This is a genomic window from Aquipseudomonas guryensis (assembly GCF_014164785.1).
Taxonomy (GTDB): Bacteria; Pseudomonadota; Gammaproteobacteria; order Pseudomonadales; family Pseudomonadaceae; genus Aquipseudomonas; species Aquipseudomonas guryensis.
Window position 1 is genome coordinate 912,578 of the sequence record NZ_JACJFN010000001.1, and the last position, 26,562, is coordinate 939,139.

Annotated in this window: 25 protein-coding genes; 14 read left to right on the forward strand and 11 right to left on the reverse strand. The window is 64.6% G+C overall.

Annotation, left to right across the window (positions count from 1 at the left end):
- Positions 1-20 precede the first annotated feature (20 nt).
- Together H3H45_RS04185 and H3H45_RS04190 are read left to right on the forward strand one after the other, a co-directional pair.
- Positions 21-401: a RidA family protein gene (locus tag H3H45_RS04185; RefSeq protein WP_182832467.1), complete on the forward strand. Its 381-nt coding sequence runs from the start codon at positions 21-23 to the stop codon at positions 399-401.
- A gap of 25 nt (positions 402-426) precedes the next feature.
- Entirely contained in the window at positions 427-1,161 is a 735-nt protein-coding gene (locus H3H45_RS04190) for a hypothetical protein (RefSeq protein WP_182832468.1), read from the forward strand.
- A gap of 148 nt (positions 1,162-1,309) precedes the next feature.
- Here H3H45_RS04190 and H3H45_RS04195 read toward each other — a convergent pair whose 3' ends face one another.
- Positions 1,310-2,167 carry an SDR family oxidoreductase gene (locus H3H45_RS04195; RefSeq protein ID WP_182832469.1) on the reverse strand — a complete coding sequence of 286 codons (858 nt, stop codon included), beginning with the start codon at positions 2,165-2,167 and terminating at the stop codon, positions 1,310-1,312.
- Between the two features lie 188 nt (positions 2,168-2,355).
- On the opposite strand from H3H45_RS04195, the gene exbB reads away from it, so the two are divergent.
- The 6 genes from exbB (at position 2,356) to H3H45_RS04225 (ending at position 9,267) form a co-directional block, all read left to right on the forward strand.
- The gene (gene exbB, locus H3H45_RS04200) at positions 2,356-3,426 is read left to right on the forward strand and encodes a tonB-system energizer ExbB (protein WP_182832470.1); all 1,071 of its coding nucleotides are present in this window, start codon (positions 2,356-2,358) and stop codon (positions 3,424-3,426) included.
- A 4-nt stretch (positions 3,427-3,430) separates the two neighbouring features.
- Positions 3,431-3,856 (forward strand): TonB system transport protein ExbD, encoded by a 426-nt coding sequence (gene exbD / locus H3H45_RS04205; protein ID WP_182832471.1) that lies wholly within the window; start codon positions 3,431-3,433, stop codon positions 3,854-3,856.
- A complete protein-coding gene (locus H3H45_RS04210; RefSeq protein ID WP_182832472.1) occupies positions 3,853-4,581 on the forward strand; it encodes an energy transducer TonB in 729 nt (242 codons plus the stop codon). The genes exbD and H3H45_RS04210 overlap by 4 nt, the downstream gene beginning before the upstream one ends.
- Positions 4,582-4,752: 171 nt before the next feature.
- Positions 4,753-5,682 carry a hydrogen peroxide-inducible genes activator gene (locus H3H45_RS04215; protein WP_182832473.1) on the forward strand — a complete coding sequence of 310 codons (930 nt, stop codon included), beginning with the start codon at positions 4,753-4,755 and terminating at the stop codon, positions 5,680-5,682.
- Positions 5,679-7,754 carry an ATP-dependent DNA helicase RecG gene (gene recG, locus H3H45_RS04220; protein ID WP_182832474.1) on the forward strand — a complete coding sequence of 692 codons (2,076 nt, stop codon included), beginning with the start codon at positions 5,679-5,681 and terminating at the stop codon, positions 7,752-7,754. Before H3H45_RS04215 ends, recG begins: the two co-directional genes overlap by 4 nt.
- A gap of 103 nt (positions 7,755-7,857) precedes the next feature.
- A complete protein-coding gene (locus H3H45_RS04225; protein WP_182832475.1) occupies positions 7,858-9,267 on the forward strand; it encodes an aminoacyl-tRNA deacylase and HDOD domain-containing protein in 1,410 nt (469 codons plus the stop codon).
- Positions 9,268-9,327: 60 nt separating this feature from the next.
- Here the strand turns inward: H3H45_RS04225 and H3H45_RS04230 are convergent, their stop codons facing one another.
- The 4 genes from H3H45_RS04230 to H3H45_RS04245 form a co-directional block, all read right to left on the reverse strand.
- Positions 9,328-10,059: a hypothetical protein gene (locus H3H45_RS04230; RefSeq protein WP_182832476.1), complete on the reverse strand. Its 732-nt coding sequence runs from the start codon at positions 10,057-10,059 to the stop codon at positions 9,328-9,330.
- A 41-nt stretch (positions 10,060-10,100) separates the two neighbouring features.
- The gene (locus H3H45_RS04235) at positions 10,101-10,496 is read right to left on the reverse strand and encodes an SCP2 sterol-binding domain-containing protein (protein WP_182832477.1); all 396 of its coding nucleotides are present in this window, start codon (positions 10,494-10,496) and stop codon (positions 10,101-10,103) included.
- Positions 10,497-10,619: 123 nt separating this feature from the next.
- A complete protein-coding gene (locus H3H45_RS04240; RefSeq protein ID WP_160077751.1) occupies positions 10,620-10,892 on the reverse strand; it encodes an HU family DNA-binding protein in 273 nt (90 codons plus the stop codon).
- Positions 10,893-11,210: 318 nt separating this feature from the next.
- A complete protein-coding gene (locus tag H3H45_RS04245; RefSeq protein ID WP_173211045.1) occupies positions 11,211-11,378 on the reverse strand; it encodes a rubredoxin in 168 nt (55 codons plus the stop codon).
- A 318-nt stretch (positions 11,379-11,696) separates the two neighbouring features.
- On the opposite strand from H3H45_RS04245, the gene H3H45_RS04250 reads away from it, so the two are divergent.
- The 6 genes from H3H45_RS04250 (at position 11,697) to H3H45_RS04275 (ending at position 18,355) form a co-directional block, all read left to right on the forward strand.
- A complete protein-coding gene (locus H3H45_RS04250; protein ID WP_182832478.1) occupies positions 11,697-12,245 on the forward strand; it encodes a chorismate--pyruvate lyase family protein in 549 nt (182 codons plus the stop codon).
- 106 nt (positions 12,246-12,351) lie between these two features.
- Positions 12,352-13,245 carry a 4-hydroxybenzoate octaprenyltransferase gene (gene ubiA / locus H3H45_RS04255; protein ID WP_182832479.1) on the forward strand — a complete coding sequence of 298 codons (894 nt, stop codon included), beginning with the start codon at positions 12,352-12,354 and terminating at the stop codon, positions 13,243-13,245.
- An 82-nt stretch (positions 13,246-13,327) separates the two neighbouring features.
- Positions 13,328-14,017, forward strand: a complete 690-nt coding sequence (gene phoB, locus H3H45_RS04260) for a phosphate regulon transcriptional regulator PhoB (RefSeq protein ID WP_182832480.1) — start codon at positions 13,328-13,330, stop codon at positions 14,015-14,017.
- A gap of 37 nt (positions 14,018-14,054) precedes the next feature.
- Positions 14,055-15,359: a phosphate regulon sensor histidine kinase PhoR gene (gene phoR / locus H3H45_RS04265; RefSeq protein WP_182832481.1), complete on the forward strand. Its 1,305-nt coding sequence runs from the start codon at positions 14,055-14,057 to the stop codon at positions 15,357-15,359.
- A 72-nt stretch (positions 15,360-15,431) separates the two neighbouring features.
- Positions 15,432-16,772 carry a hemolysin family protein gene (locus H3H45_RS04270; protein ID WP_182832482.1) on the forward strand — a complete coding sequence of 447 codons (1,341 nt, stop codon included), beginning with the start codon at positions 15,432-15,434 and terminating at the stop codon, positions 16,770-16,772.
- 455 nt (positions 16,773-17,227) lie between these two features.
- Positions 17,228-18,355, forward strand: coding sequence for an alpha/beta hydrolase (locus tag H3H45_RS04275; RefSeq protein ID WP_182832483.1), 1,128 nt, complete (start codon positions 17,228-17,230; stop codon positions 18,353-18,355).
- Between the two features lie 188 nt (positions 18,356-18,543).
- Here H3H45_RS04275 and H3H45_RS04280 read toward each other — a convergent pair whose 3' ends face one another.
- The 6 genes from H3H45_RS04280 to H3H45_RS04305 form a co-directional block, all read right to left on the reverse strand.
- Positions 18,544-19,440, reverse strand: a complete 897-nt coding sequence (locus tag H3H45_RS04280; RefSeq protein ID WP_182832484.1) for a peptidoglycan DD-metalloendopeptidase family protein — start codon at positions 19,438-19,440, stop codon at positions 18,544-18,546.
- A gap of 182 nt (positions 19,441-19,622) precedes the next feature.
- Entirely contained in the window at positions 19,623-20,534 is a 912-nt protein-coding gene (locus tag H3H45_RS04285; RefSeq protein ID WP_182832485.1) for a response regulator, read from the reverse strand.
- A gap of 108 nt (positions 20,535-20,642) precedes the next feature.
- Positions 20,643-21,371, reverse strand: coding sequence for a phosphate signaling complex protein PhoU (phoU, locus tag H3H45_RS04290; protein ID WP_182832486.1), 729 nt, complete (start codon positions 21,369-21,371; stop codon positions 20,643-20,645).
- 151 nt (positions 21,372-21,522) lie between these two features.
- Complete coding sequence (pstB, locus tag H3H45_RS04295; RefSeq protein ID WP_182832487.1) at positions 21,523-22,356, reverse strand: phosphate ABC transporter ATP-binding protein PstB; 834 nt, start codon at positions 22,354-22,356, stop codon at positions 21,523-21,525.
- A gap of 64 nt (positions 22,357-22,420) precedes the next feature.
- A complete protein-coding gene (pstA, locus tag H3H45_RS04300; RefSeq protein WP_407926681.1) occupies positions 22,421-24,091 on the reverse strand; it encodes a phosphate ABC transporter permease PstA in 1,671 nt (556 codons plus the stop codon).
- A 21-nt stretch (positions 24,092-24,112) separates the two neighbouring features.
- Positions 24,113-26,398, reverse strand: coding sequence for an ABC transporter permease subunit (locus H3H45_RS04305; RefSeq protein ID WP_182832489.1), 2,286 nt, complete (start codon positions 26,396-26,398; stop codon positions 24,113-24,115).
- Between the last annotated feature and the right edge of the window lie 164 nt (positions 26,399-26,562).

Below are 26,562 nucleotides of genomic sequence, written 5' to 3' on the forward strand. Positions count from 1 at the left end.
TCAATAACAAGGAGCTCACCATGAGCAAGAGCGTCATCAGCAGCGACAAGGCCCCGGCGGCCATCGGCACCTACTCCCAGGCGATCAAGGCCGGCAACACCGTGTACCTGTCCGGGCAGATCCCCCTGGATCCGAAAACCATGGAGCTGGTGCAGGGCTTCGAAGAACAGACCGTGCAGGTGTTCGAGAACCTCAAGGCAGTGATCGAAGCCGCCGGCGGCTCGTTCCAGGACGTGGTCAAGCTGAACATCTTCCTCACCGACCTCAGCCATTTTGCCAAGGTCAACGAAGTCATGGGCCGCTACTTCCAGCAGCCTTACCCGGCCCGTGCCGCCATCGGCGTGGCCGCCCTGCCACGCGGTGCGCTGGTGGAAATGGACGGCATCCTGGTCATCGACTGATCCCGCCCCACGAAGGAATCCCGCCATGCGTCGCCTGCTTGCCCTCACCTGCTGCCTCAGCCTGCTCACCGGTTGCGCCGGCCAGGCCGCCAGCCCGGACGGTATCTGGATCAACCAGCCGTTGATCGATGCCGCCCGCGAAGGCGGCCCGCTGCGCGAAGCGCTGCTGGCCTATGGGCCTAACCTGGAATGGCAGGTCGACAGCCAGCGCGGCATGGCCACCTACAGCAACGGTTTCGAGCTGGGCGAAGGCCAACTGGTGGCGCTGGAACCGGGCCACTGGCGGGTCGACTACCAGGGTGACTACCATGAGTTGCTCAGCCTGGACGACCAGGACTTGGTACAGCAGGCCAACAGCAATGGCCCGGAACAGCGCTTCAGCAAGCCGCAGAACGCCGCTGTGGCCGGCGCGCCACTCGGCAGCAGCTTCGAGGCTGCGCTATACCAGGCCTACCTGGGCGGCAGCTGGAAGATCCGCGAAGGCCTCGGCAAAGGCGGCCTGGTACTGTTCCACGCGGATGGCCGTATCGAAGGCCTGCCCGGCGCCGAGCGTTACGCCCTGTGCCTGGCTGGCGACTGCGCATCGATGAGCGGTGAGCACGACAGCCTGTGGCTGCAACTCGGCCAGCAAGGCAGTCCGTGGCTGTTCCAGCGCGACGGCGAGCAACTGCGCATCCTCGAAGCCATCAACCGCGCCCAGGTGGATGAAGTGCCGGAATATCACCCTGGGCAGCAGGTCTGGTTGCTGGAGCGCGACTGAGCGGCACCCTGCCGTACTTGCAGGAGTCAGCTTGCTGGCGATCTTGGCAAGTCAAAAGCATCGCCAGCAAGCTGGCTCCTACGAAGTTTGCTGCGCGGTAGCACTCAGTCGAAGACGGCGGGCAATCTCCTCTCTCAGACGCGTAGCCTTACTCGCCCTTGAGCAACGCCGCATAGCCTTCGCGATAGCTGGGGTACTGCGGCACCCAGCCCAGTGCCCGCGCCCGCGCATTGCTGCAGCGCTTACTGCCGGAGCGGCGCACCGTACTCTGCTCGGACCAGTGACTGACACCCAGCTGCGCACGCAACCAGCCGATCACCTCGTGCAGCGGCGCCGGTTCGTCGTCGACGCCGATATAGCACTCCGCAAGCGCCACGCCGTTGGCATCCGCCTGCAGCAGGAAGGCCAGCAGCCCGCCAGCATCGTCGGCATGGATGCGGTTGCCATACAGCGGCGGCTCGCTGACCACTCGATAACCCTCGCGCGCCTGTTTCAGCAGCCAGTTGCGCCCCGGACCGTAGATGCCGGTCAAACGCACAGCGGTCGCCGGCAGGCCGCTGGCCAGCGCCAACTGCTCGGCCTCGCGCATGATCCGCGCCGAGTAGCTTTGCGCCTCGGCCGGCGAACGCTCGTCAACCCACTCGCCATCCTGCTGGCCATACACCCCGCTGCTGGAGACGAACAGCAGGCGCTTGGGTCGCTGGCCATGCTCGGCCAGCCAGCCCAGCACATGACGCAAACCCTCCACATAGGCCGCGCGGTAGCCCGCTTCGTCGTGCTGGCTGGGCGTGGCGCAATACACCAGATAGTCCAGAGCGCCCTGGGGCCAGGTCGCCGGGCAGGCGGCAAGCTGCAGGTCAGCGGCGACCGGCAGAACAGCCGCGGGCAATTGTGTGACATCGCGCCGCAAGCCATACACCGTCCAAGCGGCCATAATCAGTCGTTGTGCCAGACGGCCACCGACATCACCGCAGCCGGCGATCAGCAAGGAAGGATGGGCAGACATGGCACAACTCCGTCGAAGAGGACGCCCAGCCTAGCGGCAGAGCCCTCGCCGGCCAAGCGCCCAAGATGTAAATGCGAATTACTCTTTTGTTAACAAGAATTACTTGCAATAATGTCGGCAGTTTTTCTCCACCGCTCCCAGCCCGTCGGTGGCCGTTAACGCTCTTTCCCTCTTCAGGTCCGGCCAGCATGAACTCATTCGCCCACTCCGCTCAGCCAACCGTCGCACGCGCCCTGCGCCTGTGCATGGCACTGTTGTTCAGCCTGCTGCCAACCCTCGGTTTTGCCGAAGAGCCGGCGCCGGCAAACGACGCGGCCAGTGCGCAGGCCGTCACCAGCACGCCGGCAGCCACCGAAGATGTGAGCCTGACGGCCCTGCGCGAGAAGATCGCCGCTCTCGGCGAGCAAGCCACCCCCGAGCAGATCGGCGCGGTGCAACAGCAGTTTATGGTAGAGAACGGTGTCGCCACTAAAGACGCGCAGAAACTGGTCAGCACCCTGCAGGAACTGGACGCGCTTGGCCAGGCAATGGCCGCCGCCGAAGAAGAAGGCCTGGTCCACGACCTGTCGCCCTGGGGCATGTACCAGAACGCCGATATCGTGGTGAAAAGCGTGATGATCGGCCTGATCCTCGCCTCGATCCTGACCTGGACCGTGTGGGTGGCCAAGAGCATCGAGCTGGTCACCGCGCGCCGCCGCCTGCAACGCGAGCTGCTCGACCTCAAGGGCGCGCGCAACCTCAACCAGGCGGCCGAGCAAGCCCGCGCCAAGCACAGCTTCAGCGCCCTGCTGATCGACGACGCCCGCGAGGAGCTCAAGCTCTCCGCCGGCAGCAAGGAGAAGGACGGCATCAAGGAGCGCGTCAGCTTCCGCCTCGAACGCCTGGTCGCCGCCTGCGGCCGGGAGATGAGCAAGGGCACCGGCGTGCTCGCCACCATTGGCTCCACCGCGCCCTTCGTCGGTCTGTTTGGCACCGTCTGGGGCATCATGAACAGCTTCATCGGCATCGCCAAATCGCAGACCACCAACCTCGCCGTGGTCGCCCCGGGCATCGCCGAAGCCCTGCTGGCCACTGCCCTGGGCCTGGTCGCGGCGATTCCTGCGGTGATCATCTACAACGTCTTCGCCCGCTCCATCGCCAGCTACAAGGCCCAGGTCGCCGATGCCTCGGCCCAGGTGCTGCTGCTGGTCAGCCGCGACCTCGACCTGCCTCAGGTCAACGAGCGCAGCGCGCAACCGCATATGGTCAAGGCAGTCTGACGCCATGGGCCTGCATCTGAACGAAGGTGGCGACGATCTCCAGGAAAACCACGAGATCAACGTCACCCCCTTTATCGACGTGATGCTGGTGCTGCTGATCATCTTCATGGTTGCCGCACCGCTGGCCACCGTCGATGTGAAAATCGACTTGCCGGCCTCCAGCGCCAAACCGGCACCACGCCCGGACAAGCCGATTTACCTCAGCATCAAGGCAGACAACAGCCTGTACCTGGACAACCAGCAGATCGAGGCGGCACAACTCGGCAGCGCTCTGGACAAGCTGACCCAGGCCGACAAGGACAAGACCATCTTCGTCCGCGGCGACAAGGGTGTGGATTACGCCGAGTTGATGGGCGTGATGGATAACCTGCGCGGCGCCGGCTACCTGAAGATCGGCCTGGTCGGTCTGGAAACGGTCGGCGGCCAATGAGCAACAGCGTTCGCAAGCTGCCGCTGTGGAGCGTCAGCCTGATTATCGTGCTCGCCTTGCATGCCGGCCTGTTCATCTGGGCCCTGTACTGGCGCCCGGCGGCCATACCGCTGGAGCTGCCACCGGCTGCCATGCTGATCGAGCTGGAACCGCTGGCCGCCGCACCCAAGCCGGCTCCGCCACCTCCGCCAGAGATCCAGCCGGAGGAGCCTGAACCGCAACCCAAGCTGGTCGAAGCGCCGAAGCCCAAGCTGGCCATCGCACCACCCAAACCCAAACCCAAGCCACGTCCGCCCCAACCGGTCGCGCCCAAACCGCAGGCCAAGCCCGCGGACAACCCGCCGCAGGAAACCCCACCGGCACCGATCGCCGCGGCCGATGCCAAGCCGGCCGCGCCACAACAGGCCACCGTGAGCGCACCAAGCAAGGCCGAGATCAGTTGGCAGAGCAAACTGCTTAGCCACCTGAGCCGCTACAAGCGCTACCCGGAAGACGCCCGCCGCCGCGGCTTCGAAGGCACGGTGCGCCTGCGCTTCGTGCTCGACGGCAAGGGCAAGGTGCTCTCCTACGCCCTGGCCGGCCGCTCCGGCAGCGCCTCGCTGGATCGCGCCACCCTGGAGATGATCCGCCGCGCTCAGCCACTGCCGCCACCACCGCCAGAGATGCTGCAGAACGGCCAGCTGGAGATCGTCGCGCCCTTCGTCTACTCCCTAGACCGCCGCTAAGCGTTCGTTCACCATCTCTCGTAGGGTGGATCGCGCCTCATCGATCCACCGAGCGGCACCATGGTGGATGAGAAACGCGTCATCCACCCTGCGAACGACTCCTGCGATGGGAGCAGTTGGTTCCATTGAATACAGCGGCTATGCTTGGCCGCATATCAATGGACTCAGACTATGACCCTCACCGAACTGCGCTACATCGTCACCCTCGCCCAGGAACAACACTTCGGCCGCGCCGCCGAGCGTTGCCATGTCAGCCAGCCGACTCTGTCGGTGGGGGTGAAGAAGCTCGAGGATGAGCTCGGCGTGCTGATCTTCGAGCGCAGCAAGAGCGCGGTGCGCCTGACCCCGGTCGGTGAAGGCATCGTCACCCAGGCACAGAAGGTGCTGGAGCAGGCCCAGGGCATCCGCGAACTGGCCCAGGCCGGCAAGAACCAGCTGACCGCGCCGCTGAAGATCGGCGCCATCTACACCATCGGACCTTACCTGTTCCCGCACCTGATCCCGCAGCTGCACCGGGTCGCCCCGGACATGCCGCTGTATATCGAAGAGAACTTCACCCACATCCTGCGCGACAAGCTGCGCACCGGCGAGCTGGACGCAATCATCATCGCCCTGCCGTTCCAGGAAGCCGATGTACTGACCAAGGCGCTGTACGATGAGCCGTTCTACGTGCTGATGCCCGCCGGCCACCCCTGGACCGCCAAGAAGCACATCGACGCCAGCCTGCTGAATGACAAGAGCCTGCTGTTGCTCGGCGAAGGCCACTGCTTCCGCGACCAGGTACTGGAGGCCTGCCCGGCCACGCGCAAGACCGACGAGAACAAGCACACCACCATCGAATCCAGCTCGCTGGAAACCATCCGCCACATGGTCGCCTCGGGCCTGGGTATTTCGATCCTGCCGTTCACCGCAGTGGACAGCCACCACTATGCCCCCGGCATCATCGAAGTGCGCCCGCTGAGCCCGCCAGTGCCCTACCGCACCGTGGCCATCGCCTGGCGCGCCAGCTTCCCGCGGCCGAAGGCCATCGAGATCCTCGCCGACTCGATCCGCCTTTGCTCGGTCGCCGCTCGCCCGCATGGTGAAGCGCAGCCGGCATGACCGAGCTGGCTCAGGTCCCGGTCACCGCACTCAAGGGCGTGGGCGCGGCGCTGGCAGAAAAACTCGCCAAGGTCGGCCTGGAAACCCTGCAGGACGTGCTGTTCCACCTGCCCCTGCGTTACCAGGACCGTACCCGCGTGGTGCCGATCGGCGCCCTGCGCCCCGGCCAGGATGCGGTGATCGAAGGCGTGGTGGCCGGTGCCGATATCGTCATGGGCAAAAGACGTAGCCTCTTGGTGCGCCTGCAGGACGGCAGCGGCACCCTCAGCCTTCGTTTCTACCATTTCAGCCAGGCGCAGAAGGACGGTCTCAAGCGCGGCACCCACGTGCGCTGCTACGGCGAGGCCCGCCCCGGCGCCTCCGGGCTGGAGATCTATCACCCGGAGTACCGCGCCCTCGGCGCCGATGAGGTGGCGCCGGTCGAGCAGACCCTGACGCCCATCTACCCGACTACCGAAGGCCTCACCCAGCAGCGCCTGCGCAGCCTCAGCCAGCTGGCCCTGGCCCGTCTCGGCCCGCATAGCCTGCCGGACTGGCTGCCGGCCGAACTGGCTCGCGACTACCGCCTCGGCCCACTGGACGAGGCGATTCGCTACCTGCACCGACCACCGCCGGATGCCGACCTGGAAGAGCTGGCCGAGGGCCGCCACTGGGCCCAGCACCGCCTGGCCTTCGAAGAACTGCTCACCCATCAGCTGTCGCTGCAGCGCCTGCGCGAGCAGGTACGCGCCCAGCAGGCGCCGCGCCTGCCGGTGGCCAAGCGCCTACCGCAGCTGTTTCTGCAAAACCTCGGCTTCGCCCCCACCGGCGCGCAGCAGCGGGTCGGCGCGGAGATCGCCTACGACCTGAGCCAGGACGAGCCGATGCTGCGCCTGGTGCAGGGCGACGTCGGCGCCGGCAAGACCGTGGTCGCCGCCCTGGCCGCCCTGCAGGCGCTGGAGGCCGGCTACCAGGTGGCGCTGATGGCGCCCACCGAGATTCTTGCCGAGCAGCATTTCCTCAATTTCTCGCGCTGGCTAGCGCCGCTGGGCATCGAAGTGGCCTGGCTGGCCGGCAAGCTCAAGGGCAAGGCACGCGCTAGCGCGCTGGAGCAGATCGCCACAGGCACGCCGATGGTGGTCGGCACCCACGCGCTGTTCCAGGACGAAGTGCGCTTCCAGCGCCTGGCCCTGGCGATCATCGACGAGCAGCACCGCTTCGGCGTGCAGCAGCGCCTGGCCCTGCGGCAGAAAGGCATCGACGGGCGCCTGTGCCTGCACCAGCTGATCATGACCGCCACGCCGATCCCGCGGACCCTGGCGATGAGCGCCTACGCCGACCTCGATACCTCGATCCTCGACGAGTTGCCGCCCGGCCGTACCCCGGTGAACACCCTGGTGATCGCCGACAGCCGCCGCATCGAAGTGGTCGAGCGGGTGCGCGCCGCCTGCCGCGAGGGGCGCCAGGCCTACTGGGTGTGCACGCTGATCGAGGAATCCGAGGAACTCACCTGCCAGGCCGCCGAGACCAGCTTCGAGGAGCTGTCCAGTGCGCTGGGCGAGCTGCGTGTCGGCCTGATCCACGGGCGGATGAAGCCGGCCGAGAAGGCCGCGGTGATGGATCAATTCAAACAGGGCCACCTGCAGCTGCTGGTGGCGACCACGGTGATCGAGGTCGGTGTCGACGTCCCCAACGCCAGCCTGATGATCATCGAAAACCCCGAGCGCCTAGGCCTGGCTCAGCTGCACCAGCTGCGCGGGCGGGTCGGCCGCGGTAGCGCGGCCAGTCATTGCGTGCTGCTCTATCACGCGCCGTTGTCGCAGATGGGCCGCGAGCGCCTGGCGATCATGCGCGAGACCTGCGACGGCTTCGTGATCGCCGAAAAAGATCTGGAGCTCAGAGGCCCCGGCGAGATGCTCGGCACCCGCCAGACCGGCCTACTGCAGTTCAAGGTGGCCGACCTGATGCGTGACGCCGACCTGCTCCCCGCCGTGCGCGACGCCGCGCAGAGCCTGCTGCAGCACTGGCCGCAGCACGTCAGCCCACTGCTCGAACGCTGGCTGCGGCATGGCCAGCAATATGGCCAAGTGTGAGCCAGTCGACAAAGCGCCACTGGTCACCTGTCAGGCGGCGCCTACGTGCCCACGGGTGGCTGGTTATACTCCTTGCCAGTAGTTCCCTAGCCGGATGTAGACCATGACCGAAGTTGCTCTCGCCCCCGACTCTGCGCCGCGCCCGCCGGCGGTGATTCTTCAGCTTCTGGAAAAGCTCGGCGTGAGCTGCACGGTTCGCCTCGAACACGCCGCCCTGCCAGCCGAACGCCGGGTGCAAGCGGCACTGCTCGACGACGCCGTCGGCGCCTTGCTGGTGCTGTTCCCCCAGGATCAACTGCTCGACCTCAATCGTCTGGCCGAACTGACCGGGCGCAAACTGGCGGCGGTCAAACCCGAACGCCTGGAACGCATGCTGGCCAAGCACAGCCTCGGCCTGTTGCCCGGCCTGCCGCCGCTGACCAGCTCGCCCTGCCTGTATGACGAGCGCCTGCTGCGCGTCGACAGCCTGCTGATCGAGTCCGGGACGCCCGGCGTGCTGCTGGAGATCGCCAGCGACTCGTACAAGAACATCCTCCTGGCCAAGGCCAGCGCCGCCCGCTTCGGCGAACCGGTGGCCAGTATCAAGCTCAACCTCGATCGCCCCGACGATGACCGCGCGGAAATCACCCAGGCGGTGCAGGCTTTCACCGCCCGGCGCATCCAGCAGCGCCTGGAAGAGACCATCGAGATTCCACCGCTGCCGGAAACCGCGCAGAAGATCATCAAGCTGCGGGTCGACCCGGACGCCACGGTGGACGACATCACTGGCGTGGTCGAGACCGACCCGGCCCTGGCTGCCCAGGTGGTCAGCTGGGCAGCCTCGCCCTACTACGCCGCGCCCGGCAAGATCCGCTCGGTGGAAGACGCCATCGTCCGCGTGCTGGGCTTCGACCTGGTGATCAACCTGGCCCTAGGCCTGGCCCTGGGCAAGACCCTGTCCCTGCCCAAGGATCACCCGCAGCAGACCACACCCTACTGGCAGCAGGCGATCTACAGCGCCGCCGTGATCGAAGGCCTGACCCGCGCCATGCCGCGTGCACAGCGCCCGGAAGCCGGGCTGACCTACCTCGCCGGGCTGCTGCACAACTTCGGCTACCTGGTCCTGGCCCACGTGTTCCCGCCGCACTTCTCGCTGATCTGCCGGCATCTGGAGGTCAACCCGCACCTGCCGGCCGGCTACATCGAGCAGCACCTGCTGGGTATCAGCCGCGAGCAGATCGGCGCCTGGCTGATGCGCTTCTGGGACATGCCGGAAGAACTGGCCACCGCCCTGCGCTTCCAGCACGACCCAGACTACGACGGCGCCCACAGCGCCTACCCGAATCTGGTTTGCCTGGCTGTCAGCCTGCTGCGTAACCGCGGCATCGGCAGCGGTCCGCAGAGCGAAATCCCGCAAGCACTGTTCGAGCGCCTCGGCATCAGCCGCGACAAGGCCGAGGATGCACTGAACAAGGTGCTGCAGGCCGAAGTGGCGCTGCGCGAACTGGCCGCCCAGTTCAACCACCCGCACTGAGTTGCGCAGCTAAGAAAAAGGGGCCTGATGGCCCCTTTTTCATAGCTGCATTCGCCACCGCTATTTGAGCTGGGCCCGCCGCGCGGCAAATACCTTGGGCAGTTGGCGCGCGCTTTCTTCCAGCACCGCGCGCACCGCCGGCTGTTCGTACAGCTCCGCATATTCGGCCAGCTGCGCGCTGGGCGACTGGCGATAGGCGTAGAGCATGAACGCCTCGACACCGCTGGCGCTGGAAGCACGAATCGGCGCGATCTGTACTGCGGTCTGCTCGCTCAGGGTCTTCTCATCAAGATTTTCGCCACGGGCACGCAAGGCCAGCAGGGCCTGGGTCTTGCCCACCTCATAGCGCAACAGGGTGGCCAGCTCGCTGGTGTGGGCGGCCTTGTCCAGACGCTGCACCAGCTGCAGACGCTCGCCACGCGGCGGACGCTCTGCCAGTTGCGTGCGATAAGCCGCCAGGCCGCCATCGGCTCCTACGGCCCGTTCGGCCTCGGTGAAGTGCTTGGCCAGCGGGCTGTCGAGCAGCGCCACGGCCTCGCTCAACTGCGCCTTGGGCAGCTCGGCGGCCACCCGCTTGGCCAGATCGGCGCACAGCGGCTCGGCGGCAAAGGTCTTGGCCAGCTGCTTCTGCTGCGCCGCCGACATACCGCGCTGCAGCAGTGCGGGGGTCTGCTCGCAGAGCAGCTGCACGCCAGCCAATTCAAGAGCGCGTTTGAGTGTCGGATCGAGTGGAGCGGCTTGCGCAGGCAAGCCCAGGGTCAACAGCAGGGCAAACAGGGTCAGCAGACGCATGGCCACAACTTCCGTAATCAGTCGTCGAGAACCGCCCGGACTCAGGCGGCTTTCTTGACGTCGGTCTTTTTCTTCTTCGGCATGATGTACTTGAACAGGCCCTGGAACCAGATCACCAGCGCCGGGTTGCCCTGGATCTGGATGTCCTTGTTCTGGATACCCTGCATGAAGGCCAGCTGCTTGTTCTTCGCCTGCATGGTGGCAAAGCCGAAGGCGGCATCCTTGAAGCCGATGGCGAAGGCCGGCTCAGCGGCCTTGCCGGCGCGGCTGCTGACGCGCTGATTCTTGATGATGAACTGACGGGAAACCTTGCCGTCCAGGGTGTGCAGCTGGAACACCAGCTCTTTGCCGGCCAGCTGCTGCTGGAACTCGGGATTGGTGCGGCTGGCCTTGGCCATCAAACGGCCCAGCATCCAGAGAAGAAAGCGGAATTTCATGGCGCAGCCTCGAATGGGGTGGAATCGGCGGCGCATTGTAGCGATTTGCGTGGCGGACTACATCCCGCACTGCAGGAGGGGGCAAAGCAATCCGGGGCCTGGCGACCCCGGCTGCGGGGGTGCTTAGTTGACGGCGTCTTTCAGCGACTTGCCCGGCTTGAAAGCCACGGTGTTGCTGGCCTTGATCTTCACCGGCTGGCCGGTTTGCGGGTTTTTCCCGGTACGCGCGCCACGATGGCGCTGCAGGAAGGTGCCGAAGCCAACCAGAGTCACACTGTCCTTGCGGTTCAGCGCGCCAGTGATCTCTTCGAGAACGGCGTTGAGTACACGATTGGCCTGGTCTTTGGTCAGGTCAGCCTTTTCGGCGATGGCCGCGGCGAGTTCGGGTTTACGCATAAATGCCTCTTTGACGGTTTGTTGTTTTTGTGTCCGTGCTGTCCGTCCGGAACAGCGCCCAAGGCGCCGCAACAGCTCTGCGCTGCGGCAGACCGAGGGAGAATGGCACGCCATCCGGCACTGCGCCAGTACTGGCCGGCGTTTTAGGCTACCAATAGCAAGGCGTTTTTGACAGAACGCCCGGCATTTACGCCAAAAGGCTGAGAAATTCCCAGTTCCGTTCCGCCGATCCGGTACGCACGTACCGCCACAGCCCGCCCTGCAGAAACGCAAACGGCGACCCTGGGGCCGCCGTTTCATCGCTACGGGGGCAATCGATCAGCCGATTTCGATCATCTCGAAGTCAGCCTTGCCCACGCCGCAGTCCGGGCACAACCAGTCGGCGGGCACATCTTCCCAGCGCGTACCGGGGGCGATGTCATCGTCCGGCCAACCCAGGCTCTCGTCATAGACCAGGCCACAGACCACACATTGCCACTTCTTCATCAACACACCTCATCGTTCGGGCTTCAGGGCCTGCCTCTAAGAACCAGTTTACGATCTCCTGGCCGTCGGCCATACGGCGTTAAAAACAGCCTCGGAATGCTCATTTACAGCTCGTAAACTCCGCTTCCTCGGCTGTTTTTGCCTTGCCTGGCTCTAGTCCAAAAGATCGTAAACAGGTTCTAACACAGGGCACCTGATCAAAAAAACAGCAGGCTTTGTACTGGCCCGCGCGCCGCGGCGCAAGCCCCCGCCGACGGTCTACGCCGCGCCGGGCTCATGCTAAGCTCGCGGCCTTTCCTCCTTGCCGAAGCCGTTGCCGTGCCCCCAGCCTCGCTTGCCCACCCGCCTCGCTGGCTCAATAACGCCCAGTTGCACCCCGCGCCAGCGCCGCTGCAGCGCGACTGGCTGTTCGACCAAGGCTCGCTGACCCGCCGCCTCAGTGACCTCAGCCACCAGCAATTCAGTGTACTGCCGCTGCAGCAGGGCTGGCAGGTGCTGCGCAACGACGAATGCGCCGCCCTGCAGGTGCCTAGCGGCAGCCAGGGCTGGGTGCGCGAAGTTTTCCTGCGCGGCGCCGAGCAGCCTTGGGTGTTCGCCCGCAGCGTGGCGGCGCGCAGCGCCCTAGAAGGCTCAGGCTTCGATCTCGGCAAGCTAGGCAGCCGCTCCCTCGGCGAGCTGTTGTTCAGTGACCGCGCCTTCGCTCGCGGCGAGTTGCAGGTCTGTCGCTATCCGCAGGCCTGGCTACCGGAAAGCGTGCGCGAGGAACGCCTGTGGGGGCGCCGCTCGTGCTTCTGGCGCGACGGCCTCGGCGTGCTGGTCGCCGAAGTGTTCCTGCCTGCATTCTGGGAACATGCCAGCCAGTCCTAGGCATGCTCTGCCCGCAACTCTTGCGCCGCATCCGGTTCGCGAGCAGTGCACGCTCCTGATGGCCGGCCACCCGTATAATCGGCCCACTTCGCCCGGAGAGCCGTCGATGTACACCACCCTGCTGCAATCGCTGAACCGCCTGCACCCACGCGTCTGGGACTTCATCCAGCTGATGCGCCTGGACAAGCCGATCGGCATCTACCTGCTACTGTGGCCGACCCTCTGGGCCCTGTGGGTGGCGAGCAAAGGGGTTCCGGACTTCAAGCTGCTGTTCATTTTCGTGGTCGGCGTGCTGCTGATGCGAGCCGCCGGCTGCGTGATCAATGACTATGCCGACCGCCACTTCGATGGCCACGTCGCCCGCACCCAGGCGCGCCCGCTGGCCAGCGGCAAGATCAGCGTGCGCGAAGCGCTGAGCCTGTTTGCCGTTCTGGTGGCCTTGAGCTTCATCCTGGTGCTGTTCACCAACCTGACCACCATCCTTCTCTCGTTCGGTGGCCTGGCCCTGGCCGCCTGCTACCCGTTCATGAAGCGCTACACCTTCTACCCGCAGGTGGTGCTCGGCGCGGCCTTCTCCTGGGGCATGCCGATGGCCTTCAGTGCGGTCACCGGCGAGCTGCCGCCTGCCCATGCCTGGCTGCTGTACCTGGCCAACCTGCTGTGGACGGTGGCCTACGACACCTACTACGCGATGACCGACCGCGACGACGACCTGAAGATCGGCGTCAAATCCACCGCCATTCTGTTCGGCGAGGCCGACCGGGTGATCATCCTCACCCTGCAGGGTCTGGCCCTGCTGTGCCTGGCCATGGCCGGGGCGCGCTTCAGCCTGGGCATCTGGTTCGTGTTCGGCCTGTTCGGCGCTGCCGCCTGCTTCGCCTGGGAGTTCTGGAACACCCGCAAGCGTGAGCCGCAGGCCTGCTTCGCCGCCTTCCTGCACAACCACTGGGCCGGACTGGCTATCCTGCTGGGCATCGTGCTGGATTACGCATTGCGCTAGCCTGGGACTCCTGGCTGTCACATCGCTGCAATAATTCCGTTATCTAATGCGGCGCAAGACAGATGAACCGAGGCAGGACCCCATGGTTGGCAAGAACATCCTGATCGTTGACGACGAAGCGCCGATCCGCGAGATGATCGCAGTGGCGCTGGAAATGGCTGGCTACGACTGCATGGAAGCGGAAAACACCCAGCAGGCTCACGCCCTGATCGTCGACCGCAAGCCCGACCTGATCCTGCTCGACTGGATGCTGCCCGGCACCAGCGGCATCGAGCTGGCGCGCCGACTCAAGCGCGACGAGCTGACCGACGACATCCCGATCATCATGCTCACCGCCAAGGGCGAAGAGGACAACAAGATCCAGGGTCTGGAAGTCGGTGCCGACGACTACATCACCAAGCCCTTCTCGCCGCGCGAGCTGGTAGCCCGGCTCAAGGCCGTGCTGCGCCGCGCCGCGCCGAATGACGGCGAGTCGCCGATCGAAGTCGGCGGCCTGCTGCTCGACCCGATCAGCCACCGCGTCACCATCGACGGCAAGCCGGCCGAGATGGGCCCCACCGAATACCGCCTGCTGCAGTTCTTCATGACCCACCAGGAGCGCGCCTACACCCGCGGCCAGTTGCTCGACCAGGTCTGGGGCGGCAACGTGTATGTGGAAGAGCGCACCGTCGATGTGCACATCCGCCGCCTGCGCAAGGCCCTGGGCGAGGTCTACGAAAATCTCGTTCAAACGGTACGCGGCACGGGTTATCGTTTCTCCACCAAGAGCTGAAACCGGCTGTGCTGCAGTAACGGAAAGGATGCGATAGGTGAACCAGAACTGGCGTGGTGCCGTAGTGCGCCACCTGTTGTTGCTAGTGGTCTGCTGTGCCCTGCTCGGGCTGATCAGCGGCGAGTATGCCTGGGCCCTGGTGCTCGGCCTCGGCGCCTACCTGGCCTGGCACGTCAAGCAGCTGCTGCGTCTGCACCACTGGCTGCGCCATCGCCAACCGGACGAGGCACCGCCCGAAGGCTATGGCCTGTGGGGCGAGGTATTCGACAACATCTATCACCTGCAACGCCGCGACCAGCGCGTGCGCGGCCGTCTGCAAGCGGTGATCGACCGCGTGCAGGAGTCCACTGCCGCCCTGCGTGATGCAGTGATCATGCTCGACCGCGACGGCAACCTGGAGTGGTGGAACCGTGCCGCGGAAACCCTGCTCGGCCTGAAGACACCGCAGGATAGCGGCCAGTCGATCAGCAACCTGCTGCGCCACCCGCGCTTCAAGGAATACTTCGAGCAAGGCAATTACCAGGAAGCCCTGGAGCTGCCCTCGCCGATCAACGATCACCTGCGCCTGCAGCTGCAAATCACCCAGTACGGCAACCACGAACACCTGATGCTGGTACGCGATGTCACCCGCCTGTATCAGCTGGAACAGATGCGCAAGGACTTCGTCGCCAACGTCTCCCATGAGCTGCGCACCCCGCTGACAGTGATCGCCGGCTACCTGGAAACCCTGCTGGACAACGTCGAGGAGGTCAATCCGCGCTGGCTGCGCGCCCTGCAGCAGATGCAGCAGCAAGGCGCACGCATGCAGAACCTGCTGAACGATCTGCTGTTGCTGGCCAAGCTGGAGGCCACCGACTACCCCTCGGACAACCAGCCGATAGCCATCGACCTGCTACTGCTGAGCATCAAGAACGACGCCCAGGCGCTCTCCGCAGCCAAACATCACCGGATCAGCCTGGAAGCCGACGCCCACCTCAAGCTCAAGGGCAGCGAGACGGAGCTGCGCAGCGCCTTCTCCAACCTGGTATTCAACGCGGTGAAATACACCCCGGCCGAAGGCGAGATCCGTATTCGCTGGTGGGGCGATGAACAGGGCGGGCACTTCAGCGTGGCCGACAACGGCCCCGGCATCGAGGCCAAACACCTGCCCCGCCTGACCGAGCGTTTCTACCGGGTCGACTCCAGCCGGGCCAGCAACACCGGCGGCACCGGCATCGGCCTGGCCATCGTCAAGCACGTGCTGCTGCGCCATCGCGCGCGCCTGGACATTGCCAGCACGCCCGGCAAAGGCAGCACCTTCACCTGTCACTTCCCGGCGCAGCAGGTCATTCGCCGCAGCTGACATGCCCCGCCGACTTGCAATCGGCGGCGGCAGCCCCCACCCTTTAGCGGTCATTCGCCAACCAAAGCCCCCATGGACCCTTCTTCTAGTTATACCGCCACCAGCTATTTCGCCGATTTCGGCCTTGTCCTGTTTGCCCTGTTTCTCGTTCTGCTCAACGGCTTCTTCGTCGCCGCCGAGTTCGCCATGGTCAAGCTGCGCTCGACCAAGGTCGAAGCCCTGGCCGAGCAGAACGGCTGGCGCGGACATATCCTGCGCACCGTACACAACCAGCTCGACGCTTACCTGTCGGCCTGCCAGCTGGGTATCACCCTGGCCTCGCTGGGCCTCGGCTGGGTCGGCGAACCGGCCTTCGCCCACCTGCTCGAACCGCTGCTGGCCTACGTCGGTATCGACTCGCCGAAGCTGCTGCACGGCATCGCCTTCTTCATTGCCTTCTTCATCATCTCCTACCTGCACATCGTGGTCGGCGAGCTGGCCCCGAAGTCCTGGGCGATCCGCAAGCCGGAACTGCTGTCGCTGTGGACAGCCGTGCCGCTGTACCTGTTCTACTGGGCCATGTACCCGGCGATCTTCCTGCTCAACGCCAGCGCCAACGCCATCCTGCGCTTCGCCGGCCAGGGCGAGCCGGGGCCGCACCACGAGCACCACTACAGCCGCGACGAACTCAAGCTGATCCTCCACTCCAGCCGCGCCAGCGACCCCAGCGACCAGGATATGCGCGTGCTGGCTTCGGCCGTGGAAATGGGCGAACTGGAAGTGGTCGACTGGGCCAACTCGCGTGAGGATCTGGTCTTCCTCAACAGCGACGCCAAGCTGGATGAAGTGTTCAGCCTGTTCCGCCGTCACAAATACAGCCGCTTCCCGGTATACGACGAGGAAGCCGGCCACTTCATCGGCCTGCTGCACATCAAGGACCTGCTGCTGCAGTTGTCGTTGCTGGAAATGCTGCCGTCCAAGTTCAAGCTCAGCGAACTGCTGCACCCGCTGGAGCGGGTGACCAAGCACATGCCGCTGTCCAGCCTGCTGGAGCAATTCCGCCAGGGCGGCGCGCACTTCGCCTTGGTCGAGGAGGCCGATGGCAAGGTGATCGGCTTCCTGACCATGGAAGACGTGCTGGAAGCCCTGGTCGGCGATATCCAGGATGAACACCACAAGGCCGAGCGCGGCATCCTTGCCTACCAGCCGGGCAAGCTGCTGGTGCGCGGCGACACCCCACTGTTCAAGATCGAGCGCCTGCTCGGCATCGACCTCGACCACATCGAGGCCGAGACCCTGGCCGGGTTGGTCTACGAGAGCCTCAACCGCGTGCCGGAAGAGGAAGAGGTGCTGGAAACCGAGGGCCTGCGCATCATCGTCAAGAAGATGAAGGGACCGAAGATCGTCCTCGCCAAAGTGCTGAAACTGGACTGAGCGCCGCCACGGCGCGAGGTCAAACGGCGGCAGCTCGAGCCATTGAGCATGCCGCCGGGCAGCGGTATGGCCTTGCATTGACTACCGCCTGTCCGTTAGCTACCTGTACAAGAAGCAGGCAGAACGGAGGTGGAATTCCGATCTCGTCAAATTTATGCCGCCAAAACACCCATAACCATTTGGCATAAGTCGAAGCGGCAGTCGCTGCGCTCTGCCGGCAATGCGCCAGTAGTGGCACTTTCGGGGCTAAAAGCCGCGAAACAGCTGAATTTTGACGCTAACAATCTGCGAATTGCGTCCTTTTCTTCGCCCGCCGATACACCCACACTGCGCCCCGTCCGGCCTCGCCGGACGCTCCCTCAGCCCAGCCGCTTCGATGTATCAGCCTGGATGCCGTAGCAACTCGTGGAAGAGATGTACCTCGATCGAGCGGTTCTCAGAGTACCGAGACCGTCATGACCCACACTGCCCTACACGCTTCGCCCCCCCTTCGCCGCGCCGCCGGTGTCGCACTGATCACCCTGCTCAGCGCAACCCTCGCCACGCCTTCGTCCCATGCCGCATCCGACACCTCCCAGCGCCTGCGCGAGCTTCTGGAAGAACGCCTGAACCGGGACACTGCAGACAGCCCGCCGCCCGCCGAAGCGCCCAGCGTATCGAGCTCGTCCAGCAGCACCCTGCCAACCAGCACCCCGCCCTTCACCTTGGACGGCGACAACGCCTACTTCGTGAAGAACGCAGCCTACGGTGCAGATGCCCGTCACCGCTTCGACATCTTCCTGCCCAAGAGCGCCTACAACAGCAAGACGCGCACGCCGCTGGCAATCTTCATTCACGGCGGCGGTTTCTCCTCCGGCGCCAAGGAAGACGCCTACAGCAGTAGCAACCAGAAGCTGATCAAGGCTCTGCTGGCCAAAGGCGCCGCGTTCGCCAGCATCAACTACCCGCTAATCAGCAAGAGCGGCGAGACGGTGGGCCTGATCAAGTCCCTGCGCGGCGCCCAGCGTGCCCTGCAGTACCTGAAGCAGGACACGCGCTACAACATCGATCCGCAGCGCGTGGTACTGCTCGGCAGCTCCGCCGGTGCCAGCATCGCGCTGTGGCTGGCCTTCCACGACGACATGGCCAACCTCAGCAGTGCCGACCCGGTGGAGCAGCAGTCCACCCGCGTTCGCGGCGCAGCGGCAAGCCAGACTCAGTCCACCCTGGACGTCGTCGGTTGGGAGCGGGTGTTCGCCGAGTACAACTGGTCAGTGGAGGATATGGGCAGTAGCGCGCCAAACTTCTACGGCGTGCGCAGCAGTGCCGATCTGTACCGCTCCAGCACCGTGGCCTACCGCCAGGAAGTGGACTTCCTCAATATGATGGACGCCGCCGACCCGGAAATCTGGGTCGCCACCGACGGCGTGCCGGTCAGGGCACCGACCATCACCGGCATCCTCTATCACCATCCCTACCATGCCCGCACCCTGCGTGATCAGGCCCGGGCAGTCGGGCTGAAGGCGGGGGTCATAGTGCCGGCGCTGAAGATCGCCACCACCGAGGAAAGCCTGACCAACTTCATCCTGCGCAAGCTGAATTAGGGCCAGGGGGCAACAGCCGCTGCCCGCTCGCTGCGACGGGCAGCGGCTAATTCCGGCTGTCAGGGTCGCTGGCTGAGTGAGCGAACAGCTGGGGCAATGCACGGACGCAGGATGCCCCATGGCGGGGTCGAGAAGACTGTGCCTAGAACCTGCTCACTGCGAAACGACAGCCGGCAGCCCGGCGTTGCTCACTCGCCGCCGACGGCAAAGTTGGGCAGGCTGTCGACCGGTTGGGCGAAGTTGAACGGAATCGATTCCAGGGCCAGGCCGACATTGCGCTGCACCACGAAGTGCAGGTGCGGGCCGGTGCTGTTGCCGGTGTTGCCGGAGCTGGCCAGGCGACTGCCGACCTCGACGCGCTGACCTTCCTGCACGCTCACCGAGCCGCGCAGCAGGTGCAGGTAGACGCCCATGGTGCCGTCGTCATGCAGGATGCGCACGAAGTTGCCGGACGGATTGTTACCGCGCCCACTCTGATTGTTCTCGGTCTTCACCACCACCCCACCACGTGCAGCGACGATCGGCGTGCCCTGCGGCATGGCGATGTCCAGGGCGTAGCGCCCGCGCGGAGTGAAGTGGCTGTACTTGCCGTTGGCGCCCTGGGTCAGCTTGAACGGCCCGCCACGCCAGGGCAGCGGGTAGCGGTAGAGCTGGGGCTGCAGCCGTGGATCACCCATGGCATAGCGCAGGCGCGGCTTGTAGCTCATCGGTTTGGCAGCATCGAGGGGCGCCAGGGTGGCCAGGCGGATCTTGCTGCGTGGCGGCAGCACCCAGCGGATCGGCTGCTCCGGCGCACCGCTGGCATTGACCACCTTGTTCAGGCTCAGCTCGATCTCGACCGGAGCGTAGAGGTCATTGCGGATCAGCAGGGTTTCGCCGGCGTCATGCTTCTTGGTTTCCAGCTTCACCAGGTTGTCCAGGCGCTCGATCATGCGATCGCGGAACACGAACACCTGGGCGCCGGCCACGGCCTTGTCGCTATAGGTAACCACGCCGTTGGCATCGACGTACTTGTAGATGGTCAGTGCGCTGGCCGGGGTAGCCGCCAGCAACGCTGCGCAGAAGAGAAATGAACGCCCTAGCATGACTGTCACGGATCGAGTGGTTTTTGGCTATCCGGGGTTAGCAAGACTAGCAGCGCCGGCCAGCACGTGCGAGCCGCGAAGGGTCGTGCTGTGACCGGGCTCACCGCCGCCGGTCGCGGCGACCTGTAGCCCGGATGCAATCCGGGGCCAGGCCACGCCAACTCTCCCGGATTACATCCGGGCTACGCGCCGGGGCTGAAGTGCTTCTGCGCGGAGCCGCGGGCGATCAGGCGCGACAGGTAGTCGAGCTTCTGCGGGTCGCGGTCGACGAACTTGAAGGTGACCTGCAGCCATTCGCTGTCCGGTTTCGGCTCCAGCGCCGCCACCGCGTGCAGGTAGCCGTTGAGACGCGCCGTTTCGGCGGCCTCGCCCTGCTCCAGGTCGAGCACCGCACTTTCCAGCACCTGCGGCAGAACCTCGCCACGCCGAACCACCAGCAGCGCTTCCTTGAGGCTCAGGGCCTTGATCACGCAGTCCATGTTACCGCCGGGCAGACGCAGCTGGCCCTGGCCACGGCCGCCTGGTGCGCTGGCAGCCGGTTTGGCAGCAGCGGCGGGTTTGGCGAAGCCGGCGGCGGCAACCGGCGCAGCAGCCTTGGCCGCCGGTTTGACCACTGCGGCGTTGCCACCGGTCAGGGCGGCCAGCGAGTCATTGGCGAAGCTGCCTGTGCTGAGCATCTTCGGCGGTGCACTGGACATCAGCGCCTGCAGCTTGCCGGCGCGGTGCAGGGCCTTCTTCACCTTGGTGATCAGTTGTTCGTTGGAAAACGGTTTGCCGATGAAATCGGAGACGCCGGCCTGGATCGCCTGCACGACGTTTTCCTTGTCACCCCGGCTGGTGACCATGATGAAGGGCACGATCTTCAGGCTGTCCTGCTCGCGGCACCAGGTAAGCAGCTCGAGGCCCGAGAGCTCGGGCATTTCCCAGTCACAGAGGATCAGGTCGACCGGTTGCCGGCTCAGCATCTGCTGGGCCTTGCGTCCGTTGATCGCTTCCTCGATCTGGATACCGGGGAAATGGTCGCGCAGCCCCTTCTTCACCAGGTCACGGATAAAGGTTGCGTCGTCCACCACCAGCACACTGACTTTGCTCATCGGCCACTCCTGCGACAATGCTCACAAGCATAGCTGCGGATGATGGCCCAAGGCCAACCGCGATCACTCAGGGATTTCCCGAGTGACCGCCGGGCCCTGTCCGGCCACTTATTCGGCCGGTTTGCCCTGCACTTCTTCCTGCATGCGTGCCAGACCCATGTGCCGTACGTCGGTACCGCGCACCAGGTAGATCACCAGTTCGGCGATGTTGCGCGCGTGGTCGCCGATGCGTTCCAGCGAGCGCAGCACCCAGATCACGTTGAGTACGCGGGTGATCGAGCGCGGGTCTTCCATCATGTAGGTGACCAGTTCGCGCAGGGCGGTCTTGTACTCGCGGTCGATGGTCTTGTCGTACTGCGCCACCGACAGGGCCAGGTCTGCGTCGAAGCGGGCGAAGGCGTCCAGCGCCTCCTGCACCATGCGCCGCACCTGGTCACCGATATGCCGCACTTCGACGTAGCCACGCGGCGCTTCGCCTTCCTCGCACAGCAGGATGGCGCGCTTGGCGATCTTCGACGACTCGTCGCCGATGCGCTCCAGGTCGATCACCGACTTGGAGATGCTGATGATCAGGCGCAGGTCGGAAGCGGCCGGCTGGCGGCGGGCGAGAATGCGCAGGCATTCCTCGTCGATGTTGCGCTCCATCTGGTTGATCTGGTCATCGATCTCGCGCACCTGCTGGGCCAGGCCCGAGTCGGCGTCGATCAGCGCGGTGACTGCGTCGTTGACCTGCTTCTCGACCAGGCCGCCCATCGCCAGGAGGTGGCTGCGCACTTCCTCCAGCTCGGCGTTGAACTGCTGGGAGATGTGATGGGTGAGGCTGTCTTTGTTGATCATGGTCGAGCCCTTGCGAAACTGAGTGAAGGTCTTAGCGAAACGTGCCGGCCTTTGGAAAATCGTGCTGAGCGAGGAGGCGGCGCGCAGACAGTACAGCTAGTACGGCAAGCGCCGCCGACGAAGCGCAGCGCGATTTGCCATAGCCGGCGGACTAGCCGTAGCGACCGGTGATGTAATCTTCGGTCTGTTTTTTGGCCGGGTTGGTGAACAGGGTATCGGTGTCGCCGAATTCGATCAGTTTGCCCATGTACATGAACGCCGTGTAGTCGGAAACGCGCGCGGCCTGCTGCATGTTGTGGGTGACGATGACGATGGTGTACTTGCTCTTCAGCTCGTAGATCAGCTCTTCCACCTTGAGGGTGGAGATCGGATCCAGTGCCGAGCAGGGTTCGTCGAGCAGCAGCACTTCCGGCTGCACCGCCACGGTACGGGCGATCACCAGGCGCTGCTGCTGGCCGCCGGACAGGCCGAGGGCCGAGTCGTGCAGACGGTCCTTCACCTCATCCCACAGCGCCGCGCTTTTCAGCGCCCACTCCACGGCTTCGTCGAGCACACGCTTCTGGTTGATGCCCTGGATGCGCAGGCCGTACACCACGTTCTCGTAGATGCTCTTGGGGAACGGGTTGGGCTTCTGGAACACCATGCCAACGCGGCGACGCAGCTCGGCAACGTCTTCGCCCTTGCGGTAGATATTCTTGCCGTCGATGTTGATTTCGCCATCCACGCGGCAGCCGTCAACCAGGTCGTTCATCCGGTTGAAGGTACGCAGCAGGGTCGACTTGCCGCAACCGGACGGGCCGATGAAGGCAGTGACCCGCTGCTTGGGGATGGTCAACTTGACGTCGAACAAGGCCTGCTTGTCGCCGTAGTACAGGTTCAGGCCTGGAACATCGATGGCGACGGTTTCCGCCGCCAGGTTGAGGCTTTGCTTGTCGCGACCCAGGGCCGAGATGTCGATACCGTGACTGTGTGCTTCGTGCTGCATGGGATGCTCCCTACGCTAACAAATTCATTCTGCCGCCCGGCGCGAACCTGGGCGGCGCAATTGATTAATGATCCAGCGCCTTGTACTTCTCACGCAGGTGATTGCGCAGGTACACGGCAGAAAGGTTGAGCGTCGCGATCACCAGCACCAGCAACAGCGCAGTGGCGTACACCAGTGGCCGCGCGGCCTCGACGTTGGGGCTCTGGAAGCCGACGTCGTAGATGTGGAAGCCCAGGTGCATGATCTTCTGATCGAGGTGCAGGTACGGGTAGTTGCCGTCTACCGGCAGGCTCGGGGCCAGCTTGACCACCCCCACCAGCATCAACGGTGCCACTTCACCGGCGGCGCGGGCAACGGCGAGGATCAGGCCGGTCATCATCGCCGGGCTGGCCATCGGCAGTACCACACGCCAGAGGGTTTCCACCTTGGTCGCACCGAGGGCCAGGGAGCCTTCGCGTACGGCCCGCGGAATCCGCGCCAGACCTTCTTCGGTGGCGACAATCACCACCGGCACGGCGAGGATCGCCAGGGTCAGCGAGGCCCACAGCAGGCCCGGCGTACCGAAGGTCGGTGCCGGTGCCGCTTCCGGGAAGAACAGGCTGTCGAGCGAGCCGCCCAGCACGTAGACGAAGAAGCCCAGGCCGAACACACCGTAGACGATCGCCGGGACGCCAGCCAGGTTGTTCACCGCAATGCGGATCACTCGGGTCAGCGGGCCCTGCTTGGCATACTCACGCAGATAGATGGCCGCGACTACGCCGAACGGGGTGACGATCACCGCCATGATCAGGGTCATCATCACGGTACCGAAGATCGCCGGGAAGATGCCGCCTTCGGTGTTGGCCTCACGCGGGTCGTCGCTGACGAACTCCCACAGCTTGGCGAAGTAGAAGGCGATCTTCTCGCCGGTACCCATGGCGTTGGGCTGGAAGGCACGCACCACCTTGCCCAGGCTCAGGATCACTTCGCGCCCGTCGACACTGCGCACGGTCACGCTGTCACGGTTGAACGCCTGATTCAGCGCGATCAGCTCGGTTTCCAGCACCTTGTACTCGGCATCCCACTGCGCCCGCTCGGCATCCAGCTCAGCCTGGGCGACCGCGTCCAGCTTGCCTTGCAGCTCCAGCTTGCGGGTTTGCAGACGCACGCGCTCCAGGCCGGCGTTGATTCGGCCGATGTCCTTCTTCTCCAGACGCACCAGTTGCTTGTGCAGCTGCTCGACGCGCTCGATGCGCTCCTGCAGTGCCGGCCAGCTGGCGTCGCCCTCGGCCACCAACTGGCCGTTTTCCTTGACGTTGACCAGGTAGCCATAGAAGTTGCCCCACTCGCGACGCTCGAAGGCGGTGAGGTTTTCCGGGGTGCGCGGGTTACTCAGCCATTCGCCAACCACCCAGGTGAAGTCCGCACCATAGAGGTCGCGGTTACCCACCTTGAACAGTTCGCGGGTCATGAACTCGCCACCCTCGGCGGTCACCGGCAAACCGGAAGCGGCCAGGCGCGCGCGCGGCACTTCTTCGACCTGGGTGATCTCACCCGCCATCACCCGGGCTTCCTGCCCCGGAATCTGGTAATCGGCTTCGACGATATCCGCCGGCCAGAAGTGACCGAGACCACGCACGGCGATAAGCAACAGCAGGCCCAGGGTCATGATCACCGCGATCGACACCGCGCCGGCATTCATCCAGATCCACGGCGTACCGCTCTTGAACCAGGATTTCAGGTTGTTCTGTTTCACGGACATATACCTTCCCAAGCCTTAGAGCGAGGCGTACTTGACGCGCAGACGCTGGCGCACCAGCTCCGCTACGGTATTCATGACAAAGGTGAAGCTGAGCAGCACCAGCGCCGAGAGGAACAGCACGCGGTAGTGGGTACCGCCGACTTCCGACTCGGGCATTTCCACCGCCACGTTGGCGGCCAGGGTACGCAGGCCTTCAAAGATGTTCATGTCCATGATTGCGGTGTTGCCGGTAGCCATCAGCACGATCATGGTCTCGCCAACGGCGCGGCCCATACCGATCATCAACGCCGAGAAGATGCCTGGGCTGGCAGTGAGGATCACCACGCGAGTCAGGGTCTGCCACGGCGTGGCACCCAGGGCCAGAGAGCCAAAGGTCAGGCTCTTCGGCACGCTGAAAATGGCGTCTTCGGCGATCGAGTAGATGTTCGGGATTACCGCAAAGCCCATGGCCAGGCCAACCACCAGGGCGTTGCGCTGGTCGAAGGCGATACCTAGGTCATTGCTGATCCACAGGCGCATGTCGCCGCCGAAGAACCAGTTCTCCAGGTGGCCGCTCATGCCCAGCGAACCGGCACCGACCAGCAGGATTACCGGGATCAGCAGCGCAGCTTCCCAGCCATCCGGAATCACCAGGCGGATGCGCTCCGGCAGGCGGCTCCAGGCATAGGCCGCCAGCAGAATACCGATCGGCGTGAGCAGCAGCAGACTGAAGATGCCCGGCAGGTGGCCTTCCACATATGGCGCGAGGAACAGGCCGGCGAAGAAGCCGAGGATTACCGTCGGCAGCGCCTCCATCAGCTCGATCACCGGCTTGACCTTGCGGCGCATGGCCGGGGCCATGAAGTAAGCGGTATAGATCGCGGCGGCGATGGCCAGCGGGGCGGCCAGGAGCATGGCGTAGAACGCCGCCTTCAGCGTGCCGAACGTCAGCGGCGCGAGGCTCAGCTTGGGTTCGTTGTCCGTGCTGGCGGAGGTGGACTGCCAGACGTAGCCGGGGTCATCGTAGTTCTCGTACCAGACCTTGCCCCACAGCGAGCTCCAGGAAATCTCCGGGTGCGGGTTATCGATGACCAGGCGTTGCAGCTGGCCCTCGCTCTCCACCAGCACGCGGTTGGCGCGCGGCGACAGGGCGATCAGCGCCTGGCCCTCGGCGACCGGCTCAACCAGCAGGGTGCGGTGTGCGGTGCTGTGGAAGATACCCAGGTTGCCTTTGGCATCCAGGGCGAAGAAACCCTTGCGGCGCTCTTCCGGGAGAATCTGGATGATCGGGCTGTCGCTCAGCTGGAAGCTGCGGATCGACTTCAGCACCGCCTTGCCATCGTCCTGGCGCACCATGAACCATTGGGCGATACCACCGCCGCTGTCACCGATCATCAGGGAGATGCCACCGAGCAGCGAAGTGGCGTTGCTGACTTCCAGCTTGCCGTCTTCCAGCAGCTTGTAGCGGCCATTCAGGGTCTTGCTGCGCATGTCGAAGACATCCGCGGTGGCGCGGCCGTTGACCACATACAGCCACAGGTGACGCGGATCGATGATCAGCGCCTTGATCGGCTCGGCGATCTGCGGCAGGGCGATGCGCTCTTCGCTGAGGGTCACCTCGCCGGTCATCATGTTCTCTTCGCGGCCCAGGCTCAGCACATGCAGCTCGCTGCTGGTGGAGCCCGTGAGCATCAGGGTGCCGCTGTTCAGGCTAATGCCGACGTGATCCAGGGCACGACCCTGCGGATCGAGTCCGATCGGCGCTTCGCCGAAGGGGTATTCGATGCTCGGCGTGATGGTTTGCACATCATTCGGGTAGCTGAGCTTGTAGACATGCTGGAACACCAGGACCTGGCCGTTGGACAGGCCCAGGGCAACGCGGTTGCTGCCTGGCTGATCCTGACCCACCGAAGCGATCTGCACATCGGCCGGAATCGGCAGCTGTACGCTGTTCAGCGGCTGCATCTTCTTCGCGTCGAAGAACTGCACCTGACCGCTGCGATCCAGGCGCATGGCCATCTGGTTCTGCTCTTCCAGGGTCATTAGCAGTGGCGCAGCGGCTTCCTTGAGCCAGGCGGCCTGCACCGGCTGGCGGCTGTCCAGGCTGGCGCCCTGGAACATCGGCAGCACTACGTAGGCCAGGTAGAAGAAGATCAGGGTGATGGCACCGAGTACCGCCATGCCGCCGACGGAAACCGCCCAGCGTGCGAGACGATCTTTCAGCGCGCGGATGCGCCGCTTGCGCTGCAGGGCCGGGGTGTTGAAGTCCAGGCCAAGGGATTTGGAGGTGGCGGTCATGGTTTCACTAGCCAAGTCATTCATAGGTAAGAGCGTCTCTGCGCAGCCATGAGCGCGCCATAATGAGTTCTGTCGCTATCTGCGCGGCCAACTCTAACCGCACTGTATGACAGAAAAGTTACAGCGCTTTGACAAAGCAAAGCCCGCCTGTCGTAAACGAAGGCGGGCATGCGACTTACTGAGGCGTC

Bases quoted from the DNA above. Each gene is read 5' to 3' on its own strand.
- H3H45_RS04280 (WP_182832484.1), bottom strand. From the start codon at position 19,440: ATGCTAGGGCGTTCATTTCTCTTCTGCGCAGCGTTGCTGGCGGCTACC.
- phoU (WP_182832486.1), bottom strand. From the start codon at position 21,371: ATGATCAACAAAGACAGCCTCACCCATCACATCTCCCAGCAGTTCAAC.
- H3H45_RS04275 (WP_182832483.1), top strand. From the start codon at position 17,228: ATGACCCACACTGCCCTACACGCTTCGCCCCCCCTTCGCCGCGCCGCC.
- H3H45_RS04210 (WP_182832472.1), top strand. From the start codon at position 3,853: ATGAGCAACAGCGTTCGCAAGCTGCCGCTGTGGAGCGTCAGCCTGATT.
- H3H45_RS04235 (WP_182832477.1), bottom strand. From the start codon at position 10,496: ATGAAATTCCGCTTTCTTCTCTGGATGCTGGGCCGTTTGATGGCCAAG.
- H3H45_RS04240 (WP_160077751.1), bottom strand. From the start codon at position 10,892: ATGCGTAAACCCGAACTCGCCGCGGCCATCGCCGAAAAGGCTGACCTG.
- phoB (WP_182832480.1), top strand. From the start codon at position 13,328: ATGGTTGGCAAGAACATCCTGATCGTTGACGACGAAGCGCCGATCCGC.
- H3H45_RS04190 (WP_182832468.1), top strand. From the start codon at position 427: ATGCGTCGCCTGCTTGCCCTCACCTGCTGCCTCAGCCTGCTCACCGGT.
- pstB (WP_182832487.1), bottom strand. From the start codon at position 22,356: ATGCAGCACGAAGCACACAGTCACGGTATCGACATCTCGGCCCTGGGT.
- recG (WP_182832474.1), top strand. From the start codon at position 5,679: ATGACCGAGCTGGCTCAGGTCCCGGTCACCGCACTCAAGGGCGTGGGC.
- H3H45_RS04285 (WP_182832485.1), bottom strand. From the start codon at position 20,534: ATGAGCAAAGTCAGTGTGCTGGTGGTGGACGACGCAACCTTTATCCGT.
- H3H45_RS04185 (WP_182832467.1), top strand. From the start codon at position 21: ATGAGCAAGAGCGTCATCAGCAGCGACAAGGCCCCGGCGGCCATCGGC.
- H3H45_RS04245 (WP_173211045.1), bottom strand. From the start codon at position 11,378: ATGAAGAAGTGGCAATGTGTGGTCTGTGGCCTGGTCTATGACGAGAGC.
- H3H45_RS04225 (WP_182832475.1), top strand. From the start codon at position 7,858: ATGACCGAAGTTGCTCTCGCCCCCGACTCTGCGCCGCGCCCGCCGGCG.
- H3H45_RS04195 (WP_182832469.1), bottom strand. From the start codon at position 2,167: ATGTCTGCCCATCCTTCCTTGCTGATCGCCGGCTGCGGTGATGTCGGT.
- exbB (WP_182832470.1), top strand. From the start codon at position 2,356: ATGAACTCATTCGCCCACTCCGCTCAGCCAACCGTCGCACGCGCCCTG.
- H3H45_RS04230 (WP_182832476.1), bottom strand. From the start codon at position 10,059: ATGCGTCTGCTGACCCTGTTTGCCCTGCTGTTGACCCTGGGCTTGCCT.
- ubiA (WP_182832479.1), top strand. From the start codon at position 12,352: ATGTACACCACCCTGCTGCAATCGCTGAACCGCCTGCACCCACGCGTC.
- H3H45_RS04270 (WP_182832482.1), top strand. From the start codon at position 15,432: ATGGACCCTTCTTCTAGTTATACCGCCACCAGCTATTTCGCCGATTTC.
- exbD (WP_182832471.1), top strand. From the start codon at position 3,431: ATGGGCCTGCATCTGAACGAAGGTGGCGACGATCTCCAGGAAAACCAC.
- H3H45_RS04215 (WP_182832473.1), top strand. From the start codon at position 4,753: ATGACCCTCACCGAACTGCGCTACATCGTCACCCTCGCCCAGGAACAA.
- H3H45_RS04305 (WP_182832489.1), bottom strand. From the start codon at position 26,398: ATGAATGACTTGGCTAGTGAAACCATGACCGCCACCTCCAAATCCCTT.